This window comes from Gilliamella sp. BG1 (genome assembly GCF_046635625.1).
Lineage (GTDB): Bacteria > Pseudomonadota > Gammaproteobacteria > Enterobacterales > Orbaceae > Gilliamella > Gilliamella bombi.
The window spans coordinates 36,838-50,603 of record NZ_JBIDFG010000015.1; the positions used below are offsets into that span (position 1 = coordinate 36,838).

Consider the following 13,766-nt stretch of genomic DNA (forward strand, 5'->3'; position numbering starts at 1 on the left):
ATTATATTATTTTTTACATTACAAAAAAGTTACTAGCACTTTAACTCGTGCTAGCAACTTTGACTTAACAAAGATTAATAATACATTATCTTCAAACTAAATTAAGCACCAGTAGATACAGTATTGATTGTAGAAATTACTTTAGTTTTTAAAGTACTAAAAACATTACTTAACATTGAAGCTACTGGACCATCACCTTTAAAGACAACGAATACAACAGTAGCAACACCAGCTGCAACAATTGCATATTCAATTGCTGTTACACCTTTTTCATTTTTAACAAATTTACCTAAAAAATTTCTTGTTTGAGCACGAATTGCTGATAAATACATCATTATTTTCTCCTTTTAAATACTTTTTAATTATTACTAAAAATTTATACTTCTTTATCAAGAAGTGTACATATCTTACACTAATAAAATTAAAATGACTAGCTATCGATCGAAAATTGTATTTTAATAATTCACATCATTATTATTGTGTAAATATTCACCATTAACATAATTATATTACTTCTTTTTTTTCAAAAACATGTATTTTTAAAAATTCAATAATGCACTCTGTTTAATAAAATTTAATTGAAAAAATATAATTGATTATTATAATTTTTACAAAATAACGATAAGATAACTAAGATATATTATGAAATCATATGGAATTAAAAGAAGTTCCCGCTTAATTTTACTGTTAATCTATACTTTTATTAGTGTTATTTTTGCTTTTATTTACCTTACTAAGTCTGGAGCACAAAGGGATGGATTTTGTTTTGAAAATCCTTTTTTTTATCTAATTACAATAACAACTTTATGTTTTATTGTGTTAGTACATACAAGTATTAGTAGTCGTCATAAACCCATTGTTGTCTTTGGGTTTTTATTTTTATTTCTTTTTTTATCTGAAATTAGTTATTGTATTTTTTATGGGGAAATAATATCAGAAGGAGTACTTGATTCTATTATTGAGACTAATTCTCACGAAGTAACGTCAATGACTAAACAGGCTTTGCTCATAATAGGTCCAGCATTTATTACAACCTTTCTTTTTTTATTTGTTCTTAAAAAATTAATTTTTGTTAAATTTAGGATTTTTGTCCCCCTATCTTTGTATATACTTATACTATCCGTTGTTCTTTTATTCCTAGTAACTAAATCATCACTAAAGTCTGACATTAAAAATGGTCATCTTAAAAGTAGTGTTAGTGTAATTCGAACAATATTCCCTGCTGTGCTAGGCGATTTATCCTATCTTTTGGCTAGTTATGCATCAACGGATATCTATTCAAATACCAATGAAATTGAGAAATTTAATCAAGCTGTGATTTTACCTCCTAATAAGCCTGATAACGACTTGATCGTATTTATTATGGGCGAATCTTCTTTAGTTTCCCGCTATAGCGCTTATGGTTATCATCAGCAAACTACGCCTTTTATGACCAATATTTTTAGTCAAAATGGCGGATGTATTATCCCAAATAGCCACTCAGCAGCCGCTTTAACCCGGGATTCTATACCAATGACACTTTCATTCAATGTGCCCGAAAGTAATGATAATTTGTTCGATAATAAATCGATTATTGAGATGGCTAAGTTCAATCATTACAAAACCTATTGGTTAGCATCGGCTGCGCAAGCAATTCAAGGTACATTTAATAGCAAATTTGGTTTTATTGCGCGTAAAAGCGATGTTATCACTTTTAGTGAAGATCTTTTGGATATTAATTTAAGTCAATTATTAGAAGACACTCTACAAAAAGATAATTCTTCAAAAAAATTTATTTTTGTGCATTTGCGCGGTAGCCATCAACCCTATACAAAAGGTTATGATGAAGTTGATAAGTTGGCTTTACCTGATGCCGAAGCATATGATTTAACTATTCATCATACCGACCGTACAATCAAAGCATTATATGATGTTATTAATAAATATAGTAACAACTATACCGTTATTTATACCTCGGATCATGGCGAAATTGTGAATGTTGGGCATGGTATAGGTGACAATGTTGACCAGTTCCTAATCCCTTTTATGTTTATATCAACCAATCAACGATATAATTGCCAATTTATTGAATCATTTCGGGGACAAGACGGCTATTTAAGTGGGCTTATGAATAAATATATTCTTTCTAATCTGTTAGGCTATGAGATTGATCCAGCTATCCTTGACAAAGAAAAAAACAATGATCGAGTTTTTATGCCAAACAGCAGTGTCATGCCTTTTTTAGAAGTACTTAACAAACATTAATTTGTTACCTATTATACGTTGAGAAATTGATAGAGATAGACTATGAATTTTATACAAAATATTAAATGGGCCGTAAAAATATAGCTCCTTTTTGTTATTACATACTAGAGGCTATCGATCTTTCAATAAAAAGAAAATAAAAAGATATTGTATATGATATAGTTTTGCCAAAATGGGCAATAACAGCACGCTATATGTAGAACATCTGTAACAGATAACTACTGGGAAAAAACAGAAATTGTAAATAAATAAGAAAAAATAAAAATAAACAAGCATATAGAAACAGACTAGAAAATGTTTTATATTGAATACGCGGTAGCTGTACGTGGCGAGATATTCTAGAGGATATTTAAGGACTGGAGTAACAAAATCAACTGTTACCTTTAACTAGTAAATACACAAATATAGGATGAGGTCATATTTTATGAAATTATGTGGGATAAAAAGAGTTCTGCCCTTAATGTTATTGTTATTAGTTTATACATTTATCAGTGTTATCTGGTCTTACTGCTTTAATAATAGCTATCATGAAAAATCTACCGAATCTATTTTTGGGGATTTGTTTTTCTATATTACAATAATAACAACTTTAATTTTTATTATGATAGTACATAATTGTATTTGCAGCTGTCATAAGCTTATTGTTGTCTTTGGCTTTTCATTATTATTTCTTTTTTTATCCGAAATTAGTTATTTTATTTTTTATGGAGAAATGATATCAGAAGGAGTACTTGATTCTATTATTGAGACTAATTCTTATGAAGCAATGTCAATGGCTAAACAAGCTTCAATCATAATAATTCCTGCGCTTATTGCAGACTTCTTTATTTTATTGATTCTTAAAAAAATTGTTCGTATTAAATTTAAACTTTTTATTCCCATAACTATTTATGTGCTTATATTGTTCTACCTTATTTATTGTCTAGTAAATTACACAGCATTAAAACCTGATATTAAGCGAGGTTTCTATAAAACTAGTGATAGCATAATTCGTAAATGTTATCCTGCTGTACTTGCTAATTTAGCTTATATTTTAACTAGTTATGCATCAACGGATATCTATTCAAATACCAATGAAATTGAGAAATTTAATCAAGCTGTGATTTTACCTCCTAATAAGCCTGATAACGACTTGATCGTATTTATTATGGGCGAATCTTCTTTAGTTTCCCGCTATAGCGCTTATGGTTATCATCAACAAACTACGCCTTTTATGACCAATATTTTTAGTCAAAATGGCGGATGTATTATCCCAAATAGCCACTCAGCAGCCGCTTTAACCCGGGATTCTATACCAATGACACTTTCATTCAATGTACCCGAAAGTAATGATAACTTATTCGATAATAAATCGATTATTGAAATGGCTAAGTTCAATCATTACAAAACCTATTGGTTAGCATCGGCTAGGCAACGAATTAAAGGTACATTTAATACTAAATATGGCTTTATTGCACGTAAAAGCGATGTTATCACTTTTAGTGAAGATCTTTTGGATATTAATTTAAGTCAATTATTAGAAGACACCCTACAAAAAGATAATTCTCCAAAAAAATTTATTTTTGTGCATTTGCGCGGTAGCCATCAACCCTATACAAAAGGTTATGATGAAGTTGATAAGTTGGCTTTACCTGATGTCGAAGAATATGATTTAACTATTCATCACACCGACCGTACAATCAAAGCATTATATGATGTTATCAATAAATATAGTAACAACTATACCATTATTTACACTTCGGATCATGGCGAAATTGTGAATGTTGGGCATGGTATAGGTGACAACGTTGACCAGTTCCTAATCCCTTTTATGTTTATATCAACCAATCAACGATATAATTGTCAATTTATTGAATCATTTCGAGGACCAGATGGTTATTTAAGTGGGCTTATGAATAAATATATTCTTTCTAATCTGTTAGGTTATGAGATTGATCCAGCTATCCTTGACAAAGAAAAAAACAATGATCGAGTTTTTATGCCAAACAGCAGTGTCATGCCTTTTTTAGAAGTACTTAACAAACATTAATTTGTTACTTACTATACGTTGAAAAATTTTTTATCATCATTATGTTTTTTAATAAATACATTAAGTTGTTAAAAAAATTGATTCAGTACAAGCTAACAATCACACAAATAGAACAATAAGTTAACCTAATATGTTAAAAATATAATAAGGTAATATAATGAAATTTTTTAAAATTAAATGGAATCTTTCTTTCATTTTATTGTTGGTTTATATCGTTTTTAGTGCTATTTTTTCTTACTTAACATTTGATGTTATTGGCGGCAAATTTATTTTTAATGAACCTATATTTTATGCCGTTTTGATAACAACTTTATGTTTTATTATTCTTTTACATACTAGTATTCTTAGCCCTAATTATTTTATATTTGCTCTTGGCTCGTTATTTCTATTTCTGTTTTTACTAGAAATAAGTTATTTTATTTATTACGGGCAAGTAATATCTGATACCGTGCTCGACTCTATAGTAGAAACCAGTTCTTATGAAATATTGTCAATGTCTAAACAAGTTTTAATCATAGCTGGCCCCGCATTTATTGCAACTTTTCTTATTTTATTTATTTTTAGAAAAGCAATTACTGTTAAATTTAGACCTGTTATTCCATTAATATTGTATTTAATTTTACTTTTTTTTATTGTTTTTTCACAAAATTTAGCAGAGAAGTCTGAAATCGAGAGAGGCAACTATAAAACTACTGCTGAGATAGTTCGTCGAATTTATCCAGCGGCATTGGGTAATTTATCCTATCTTTTGGCTAGTTATGCATCAACAGATATTTATTCAAGTACCAATGAAATTGAAAAATTTAATGAGGCTATTCTTTTGCCGCCTAGTAAGCCTGATAACGACTTGATCGTATTTATCATGGGGGAATCATCTTTAGTTTCCCGCTATAGCACTTACGGTTATCATAAACAAACTACGCCTTTTATGACCAATATTTTTAGTCAAAATGGCGGATGTATTATCCCAAATAGCCACTCAGCGGCAGCCTTTACTCGGGATTCTATACCTATGACACTTTCATTCAATGTGCCCGAAAGTGATGATAATTTATTTGATAATAAATCGATTATTGAGATGGCTAAGTTCAATCATTACAAAACCTATTGGTTAGCATCGGCTGGGCAACAAATTCAAGGTACATTTAATACTAAGTTTGGTTTTATTGCACGTAAAAGCGATGTTATCACTTTTACTGAAGATATTCTGGATATTAATTTAAGTCAATTATTAGAAGACACCCTACAAAAAGATAATTCTCCAAAAAAATTTATTTTTGTACATTTGCGCGGTAGCCATCAACCCTATACAAAAGGTTATGATGAAGTTGATAAGTTGGCTTTACCTGATGTCGAAGAATATGATTTAACTATTCATCACACCGACCGTGCAATCAAAGCATTATATGATGTTATTAATAAATATAGTAACAACTATACCGTTATTTATACCTCGGATCATGGCGAAATTGTGAATGTTGGGCATGGTATAGGTGACAACGTTGACCAGTTCCTAATCCCTTTTATGTTTATATCAACCAATCAACGATATAATTGTCAATTTATTGAATCATTTCGAGGACCAGATGGCTATTTAAGTGGGCTTATGAATAAATATATTCTTTCTAATCTGTTAGGTTATGAGATTGATCCAGTTATCCTTGACAAAGAAAAAAACAATGATCGAGTTTTTATGCCAAACAGTAGTGTCATGCCTTTTTTAGAAGTTCTCAACAAGCATTAATTTGTTACCTATTATACGTTTGAGGAATTGATAGAAATCGACTATAAATTTTATATAAAAATATTATAAAAGGGGGCACAAAACGCCCCTTTTTTGCTGTTAGTGACATTTATAGCAAGCAGGTCATTGCTAATATTTTAAATTTGGCTAAATAATGAATGTTAGATGGATTTACCGTCCATCTAAAACAGGTCTTAATTTTTAAAATACGTCAGGTTGGCAATGCCATACAAAAATGTAGCATTCCCCCGTCAAGAACTATTTATTACCACAAAAATATGGATCACCAACACTAACTATGACAAAGCCAAACAATCAATAGAAGAGTCATTACGCAAATTAAAGACAGATTATATTGATTTACTATTAATTCACCAGCCATTTAATGACTACTACGGTGCTTATCACGCAATGGAAGAAGCTTACGAACAAGGCAAGGCTAAAGCCATCGGCGTTAGCAATTTTTATCCAGATCGCCTTATTGATTTAAACCATTTTGTTCGTATAAAACCAGCGGCTAATCAAGTTGAAACACATGTATTTCAACAACAAAAAGTAGCACGCGAAGTGATGCAAAAGCTAAATACACAAATAATATCATGGGGACCATTTGCCGAGGGTAAAAACAATTTTTTTGAAAACCCAGTACTTATTGAAATTGGCAAAAAACATCAAAAATCAGTTGCACAAGTTGCACTGCGTTTTCTGATTCAAAATGGTATTGTTGTCATTCCTAAATCGACCCGAAAAGAACGAATGGAAGAAAACTTTGATGTATTTAACTTCTCACTTTCAAATCAAGAAATGGCAAGTATAGCGGCTTTAGATACAGGTCATAGCTTATTCTTCTCGCATCAGGATCCAAAAACGGTGGAGTGGTTTATGTCCATTGTGAAATAGAAAAAACAATAAAGAAAAATGAGCTACTTTATTGAGCTATAAATGACGGTTTGACTGTTTTATTGTTTGTAATTCAACACAAATTAAACAAAAATAAACTATGATTTTGGCGTAAATATTTTCAATAGTGAATTGATTGTTAGGTGAAAATAGGATTCATCTTGCAATCCTTTTGCTGAAATATAAGCGCCTTGCAAAGTAGATATGATCAGTGTTACTGCTTCTAACGGTGCAAGAATATTAGAAATACTTCCATCAGAAATTCCCATTCTTATAAGATTTTCTAACGTTTGTTTCATTGTCAAAAATCCGCGTGTAACTTCTGCCGCTAAATGAGGATTTGTCATAATAGACCTATCTCGTGCCATTTGACCAACTAAACAGCCTCGTTGTATATTACGAGGTTTTAATAGCAAATTTGACAGTTTATTATAAGCATTTGTATCAGTATTTAGTACTGAAGCATTTATGCTTATTAACTGTTCTACATTATAAGTTATAGCATATAAAGCCAAATCTTCTTTACCGTTGAAATGGTGGTAAAGACTACCTTGTCCAACACCTGACCGCTTTAAAATATCTTTAGGGCTAGTATTTGCTAGACCTTTTTCTAATAAGAGATCAGCCATAGCAATAATGAGCTTTTCTCTGGAATTTTGTTTAGTTTTTTGTTCGTTATTCATATTGCTATAACTCAACACACCATCAATTGACGGTATATTTAATTAACTAATTATTTAATTTGTAAAATGGTATCCACCAAACGATTTGAAAATCCCCATTCATTGTCGTACCAGCTGACAACTTTGAGTAAAGTACCATCCATCACTTTAGTTAGCTTAGCATCAAAAATAGAGGAAGCTAGATTGCCAATAATATCAGAAGAAACAATTTCATCTTCTGTATAGGCAAGAATACCATCCATTTTTTTCAAGTTTACAGCTTTTTTGATAGTATCATTTACTAATTGTACTGTCACTTCTTTCTCTAGATTTAATGTAAGATCTATCATGGATCCAGTAATGACAGGAACACGCACCGAACCACCATCTAATTTGCCTTTTAATTCAGGAAAAACAAGTCCAATTGACTGCGCAGCACCAGTTGAAGTTGGAACAATATTTTGCGCTGCACTTCGTGCTCGCCTCATATCCCTATGCGGTGCGTCCTGAAGATTTTGATCCTGCGTATAAGCATGAATCGTTGTCATAAAACCTGATTTAATTCCAAAATTCTCATGTAACACCTTAACTAAAGGGGCTAAACAATTTGTTGTACATGAAGCATTAGAAATAATGTGGTGTTCATCTTTGTTATACAAGTGCTCATTCACCCCCTGAACAATAGTTAAATCGACATTTTTTGCTGGAGCAGAAATGAGCACTTTTTTAGCTCCAGCTTTAATATGAGACTGTGCTCTTGTGCCATCATTAAATACACCAGTTGATTCTAATACCACATCAACTTGATGTTTAGCCCATGGGAAAGCCTCAGGATCACGTTCTTGATATATCGCAATCTCTTGTTCGTCAATAATTAAGCAACCTTTTTTTACATCAATACTTTTAGCAAAACGTCCAAAAGTTGTGTCATATTTTAAAAGATGAGCGAGCTGATCAATTGAACCCAGATCATTGATCGCAACAATTTTTATGTCGTGTGAACAATCCTGCAATGCACGGACAAAACTACGCCCAATACGACCAAAACCATTAATTGCTACATTAGTCATTATTACCTCCAATTATATTAATAAAACATACTAATTGGTACGTTAACACAAAAACACCCTATATACTAATTAAAATTAAAATAATTAATAAATGCAAATAATTTAATGAAATTTATTTAATTTTACTTATACAAATAAATAGAATACTATAAATCAAAACATACCAATTGGTATGCAATTAAGTAAGGAAAAATTAAATGGATAAAAAAAATAATTATCGTTGGTTTGTGCTTGGAATTGGTGTTCTGGCACAAGCAACATTTGCGATGGGTTTTGCTGGCATACCCATTACTGGAATTTTAATGCGAGATGCTTATCATTTTTCATTATACGAACTTGGTTTCGTTTTAGGAGCAATGGGGTTAGGTGTTGCAGCTTCAGAGATAATTTGGGGGATCTTGACAGATAAATTAGGTGACAAGAAGGTTTTGATTCTTGGGTTATGGTCATCAGCTATAATGTATGCCTTAATCGCCATATCACTCACGCCAGAAGCTTCACTTGGTGGTGGTGTTAAATATTTACACTTGGGAGCAGCCCTAGTTGTAACAGGAGCTTTCAGCGGTAGTATTAACTCATCATCTGGCAGAACTGTGATGTCATGGTTTGATGATAGTGAACGTGGATTTGCTATGAGTGTTCGTCAAACCGCAATCCCAGTTGGCGGTGCGATTGGAACTGGACTACTGCCTTGGTTATCCTATTCATATGGATTTGAACTGATGTTTATTGTATTAGCTACCACAGGCTTTAGCGTTGGTCTTGTAGTTGTATTGTTTATCAACACTAAACAGAGTGAATCAAAATATACACCAAAATCAACCCTCACTATCCCCTCCCCACTAAAAACTGGGGCAGTTTGGAGGGTCGTTATGGCTGCGGGTTTTCTAACGGTACCTCAAATGGCAGTACTCACATTTGGCAGCATCTATATGCGTGATAACCTACATATTGATTTAGCATCAATTGCTATTATTCTTATTGGTGTTCAGATTGGCGGTGGGGTGCTCAGGATCTGGTCAGGTTACTATACAGACAAAGAAAAGAATCGTATTGCCTTATTAAAATATTACGCCATACTTGGTGGAATGGCATCTTTAATGCTTTGTTTAACGGTGAATAATACATATATGGGGATTATATTTATTGTGTTAACAGGTTTATTTGGCCATGCGTGGCACGGTATTGCTTATACCGAGGTAGCAGTGAAAGCGGGCATTGAACGTACGGGAACAGCCTTGGGTATGATTGGCACTACTGTATTTATCACTTCGTTTCTAACTCCTATTATTATTGCTGATATCGCCCATATCTACGGATGGCGAGCAGTATGGGGCACTGTAACCATTCTAACATTTGCTTCGCTATTGTGTTTTATTTCATTGGCAAAAAAGGAAATTAAACTTTAGTTTCTATTATTAGTTTAAATTAGTGATATGATGATGCGAAAGTAATTACTCACTATATGCAATACATAAATTACCTATAGTGATCCAAAAAACTTTGATAATGAATAGAGAAAGCCTTACGTATGCGAGATAAGATTTCATCAATAGAGAAAAAATTAAGTCTTTAAGAAAATCATTGAAAATATTTATTAAGATGACCTTATAAAAAAAACTCAGGTAGACTATTGATTTTATTTAATTTTTATTTTTTCTTTTTTAATAAAATCAAATAGTTATAGATTATTTTTCGTTTGTTAAGTTAAATTTTGTTTTTTATTTTTGCAAAGCGCTTTTGCTATTTATTAGAAAAAGCGCAAGCTTTTAAAATCTATTGTGCGTATCGTCTGGTCTTACACAGGACCTTGTTCTTTGGTTGAGTGTCCTCAGTTTAGGTTTAAATACAAAAAACTAAGGAGTGACACAAACAATAGAAGAGAAGCTTGTGGAGTAGTTAACAATACCATTCGACAAACCCACTGTGTACATATAGTAGCCTGTTCCTCCCATACTATCACTAGTCCAGTTGTACATGCTGTATTCAAAACCTGTATTAGTATAATACATCATGTTACCCCACTCTGTGGCTAATCCAGCCCCTATTCGTCGTTGGTAAGAACCATTATTAGAGGATGGCGGTACAGCTCCTTGCCAATCATTTCCCCAAGCAGAACTGTATGTATTAGTAAGATCCCTTATTTGTGGAATTCGATAACCTAAACTACTACACCAAGATACGCTATTAGAATAGATATCAAATCTAGTTCCTCCATTGACAAACCACTTTTGCAAAACAAATCCATATTTTACCACCACATTACCACTACTATCCTTGCCTTTTAATTCAAATTCTTTCGGTAAATTTGGGATTGTAATTGGATCTGGATTAGCACTATCCCATTGTGCTTTAGCCTCTGGGCCCGTTAGAGTAACACGCGTTACTGTTTCTGAACCATTAGGAATCCAACTATCGCTAGCGGTTGTCCTTGTCACCGTAGCGGTTATTCCTTCATGCGTGACTGGCTCCCAAGTCAACTGACTTGCATCTACTCCAACTATATTTAAATCAAAATACAAACCATCAGCACCCGTAGTCGGAAAATTTAACGCGTATGATACTGAATTGGTTGATTGAACTAGAAATCCCTTATCAGGGTTCCATTCGTAAGCTGGACCTGCGAAAATGTCTGTTCCTAATTGCAAATTCGGCCTTACGAAATTGACACCTACTGTAACCTTTGGTTTGATGTAATATGTTTCACTACCTTCTGTGAAGGTATTAGCTTTTGGTTCCCCGTATTGTGTGCTTAAAGATCCCCCTGTACTACTTAATTTTACTTTATAAGGTGCATTACTTATCGTTAATACTTCATTACGACTAACCGTTTGGTTATTTTTATCTGTGATACTAAGCGTTATACTTCCTTCTGCCATTACCCCGCCATCTTGGCCATCACCATCATCATCACCCCAATTACCTTGTGCGACTAAATCGCTAAGGTTCACAGAATTGGTTGATGTCGGTACTATCATGTCAATATTTTCAAAACTTTGACCTGATGCGGGTAGCTCAATGGGATTTGTTGATGATGAAGAATTGTTTTGCGGTGTGAGTGTACGACCATCTGATAACCTAATACTTAATAAGTCATCTGTTGTAGTCACTTTTGTAGTACCATCCTCAAAAGTTAAATAAGGTACAGTACCATTAATACGTTTAGAAGTCGTGGCCGATAATGCCTGCGATTCCAATGAATACGGCAATAATAGTAGTAGTGTCAATGAAAACGGAAATTTAGCAAGTGATTTCGATAAAAATTTTAAAGATAACTTTGATAAGATAAACAAGATTTGTGTAACACTACATCTAACTTGGTTATTTAATAAATTTAAGACATTGGCTTGCCTCTGCTTGTGTCTAAAATGATACTGCATTACGTTCCACCTGTCGATTAAGTTTATTGGTTTCTATATTAACCTTATAATTAAATTAACTAATTTTAAATTGGTGAAATTATAGACGTTTATGTAAATTTTTGCTAGTTTTTAGATAAATTTTGGTTAATTTTTGTCAAGAATAAGTGTTATTGTTTTGGCTTTATGACAGCTTTTAGGATACATTTTTTATTTAAAAACTTAGCAAGATTTCTGATATTTTGAGCTTTGAGAGTAACAAACCGCAACGGTAACATCATCCGATTTAGGCTATTTTATATCAAAATGATAAAACACTTAGCGCTATTACTATTAAACACTCTACCCAAGGCAAAAACACTCAGGTAGATTATTGATTTTATTGAATTTTTATTTATTTTTTTCCCGCTCAATTGCACGGTAGCCAATATCATGGCGATAAAAACAACCATGCCAATAGATGTCTTTGGCTTGCTGATAAGCACGTTGTTGAGCTTCAAGTACTGTGTTGCCAAGTGCAGTTACACATAATACTCGTCCCCCATTGGTGTAGACTCGCCCTTTTTCTAAACTAGTACCTGCATGGAAAATTTTGCAATCTTCGGTTGATTCTGCCGGTAGTCCAAGAATTATATCTTGGGTATGATATTCACCCGGGTAACCGCCTGCAGCTAGCACTACACCTAATGCGGATCTTGGATCCCATTTTGATTTGACCGTATCTAATTTGCCTTCTACCGCCGCTAAGCAAAGTTTGACCAAATCTGATTGCATTCGCATCATTATCGGCTGTGTTTCAGGATCGCCAAATCGGCAGTTGAATTCAATAACTTTGGGATTGCCGTTTTTGTCAATCATTAAGCCAGCATATAAAAAGCCGACATAGACGTTGCCTTCTTGCGCCATACCATTGACCGTTGGATAAATGATTTCATCCATTACCTTTGCAAAAACCGCATCAGTTACAACAGGAGCTGGCGAATACGCGCCCATGCCACCCGTGTTTAAACCTGTATCGCCATCGCCAACACGTTTATGATCTTGGCTAGTTGCCATTGGCTCTACATGTTTACCATCCACCATGACAATAAAGCTAGATTCTTCACCCTCGAGAAACTCTTCAATCACTACTCGGTGACCTGCATCACCAAAGGCATTTCCAGCTAACATATCACGAACGGCGTCTTCGGCCTCTTTTAGTGTCATGGCAACAATAACGCCTTTACCAGCCGCAAGTCCATCGGCTTTAATCACGATCGGTGCGCCCTTTTCACGGATATAAGCAATTGCTGGTTCCACTTCAGTAAAGTTTTGATATTCAGCTGTTGGAATTTTATGACGTGCTAAAAAATCTTTAGTAAAAGCTTTTGAGCCTTCAAGTTGAGCGGCCGATTTTGTTGGACCGAAGATTTTCAATCCTGCTTTTTGGAAGCTATCAACAATGCCAATAACCAGTGGTGCTTCAGGACCAACAATGGTCAAATCCACTTGCTGTTGCTGGGCAAAATTAAGCAGTCCACTCACATCGGTGACTTTGATATTAATATTTTCTAAACTTGGTTCCAGTGCAGTACCAGCATTGCCGGGGGCAACAAAAACTTTAGAAACCAATGGAGATTGTGCTACTTTCCAAGCAAGCGCATGTTCACGCCCACCATTACCAATTACTAATACTTTCATAAAAGATCCTTTTAAGATGCCTTTCATAATATAAAGATATATATAGATAACTCTTTTTAAAAACTAACAAAGTGATCA

The 13,766-nt window shown here is 33.3% G+C and carries 9 protein-coding genes and 1 pseudogene; 5 read left to right on the plus strand and 5 right to left on the minus strand.

The window, feature by feature from the left end; genetic code table 11:
- Positions 1 to 101 precede the first annotated feature (101 nt).
- Positions 102 to 335 (minus strand): Flp family type IVb pilin, encoded by a 234-nt coding sequence (locus tag ACGH80_RS09160; RefSeq protein WP_202983951.1) that lies wholly within the window; start codon positions 333 to 335, stop codon positions 102 to 104.
- A gap of 307 nt (positions 336 to 642) precedes the next feature.
- On the opposite strand from ACGH80_RS09160, the gene ACGH80_RS09165 reads away from it, so the two are divergent.
- From ACGH80_RS09165 to ACGH80_RS09180, 4 genes and pseudogenes are all read left to right on the plus strand, one after another.
- Complete coding sequence (locus ACGH80_RS09165) at positions 643 to 2,244, plus strand: phosphoethanolamine transferase (RefSeq protein WP_202983950.1); 1,602 nt, start codon at positions 643 to 645, stop codon at positions 2,242 to 2,244.
- A gap of 712 nt (positions 2,245 to 2,956) precedes the next feature.
- Entirely contained in the window at positions 2,957 to 4,273 is a 1,317-nt protein-coding gene (locus tag ACGH80_RS09170; RefSeq protein WP_202983949.1) for a phosphoethanolamine transferase, read from the plus strand.
- Positions 4,274 to 4,430: 157 nt separating this feature from the next.
- Entirely contained in the window at positions 4,431 to 6,017 is a 1,587-nt protein-coding gene (locus ACGH80_RS09175) for a sulfatase-like hydrolase/transferase (protein WP_174799012.1), read from the plus strand.
- A 215-nt stretch (positions 6,018 to 6,232) separates the two neighbouring features.
- Positions 6,233 to 6,917, plus strand: a pseudogene (locus ACGH80_RS09180) (aldo/keto reductase); the annotation flags it as partial.
- 98 nt (positions 6,918 to 7,015) lie between these two features.
- Here the strand turns inward: ACGH80_RS09180 and ACGH80_RS09185 are convergent.
- The gene (locus ACGH80_RS09185; RefSeq protein WP_085165965.1) at positions 7,016 to 7,600 is read right to left on the minus strand and encodes a TetR/AcrR family transcriptional regulator; all 585 of its coding nucleotides are present in this window, start codon (positions 7,598 to 7,600) and stop codon (positions 7,016 to 7,018) included.
- 50 nt (positions 7,601 to 7,650) lie between these two features.
- A complete protein-coding gene (gene gap / locus ACGH80_RS09190; RefSeq protein WP_085165991.1) occupies positions 7,651 to 8,652 on the minus strand; it encodes a type I glyceraldehyde-3-phosphate dehydrogenase in 1,002 nt (333 codons plus the stop codon).
- 194 nt (positions 8,653 to 8,846) lie between these two features.
- Between gap and ACGH80_RS09195 the strand changes: the two genes are divergently transcribed.
- Positions 8,847 to 10,058 carry an MFS transporter gene (locus tag ACGH80_RS09195; RefSeq protein WP_085165964.1) on the plus strand — a complete coding sequence of 404 codons (1,212 nt, stop codon included), beginning with the start codon at positions 8,847 to 8,849 and terminating at the stop codon, positions 10,056 to 10,058.
- 447 nt (positions 10,059 to 10,505) lie between these two features.
- Here ACGH80_RS09195 and ACGH80_RS09200 read toward each other — a convergent pair whose 3' ends face one another.
- Together ACGH80_RS09200 and purD are read right to left on the minus strand one after the other, a co-directional pair.
- Complete coding sequence (locus ACGH80_RS09200; RefSeq protein WP_085165963.1) at positions 10,506 to 12,029, minus strand: hypothetical protein; 1,524 nt, start codon at positions 12,027 to 12,029, stop codon at positions 10,506 to 10,508.
- A gap of 369 nt (positions 12,030 to 12,398) precedes the next feature.
- Positions 12,399 to 13,688 (minus strand): phosphoribosylamine--glycine ligase, encoded by a 1,290-nt coding sequence (gene purD, locus ACGH80_RS09205; protein ID WP_411631012.1) that lies wholly within the window; start codon positions 13,686 to 13,688, stop codon positions 12,399 to 12,401.
- Positions 13,689 to 13,766: the final 78 nt, after the last annotated feature.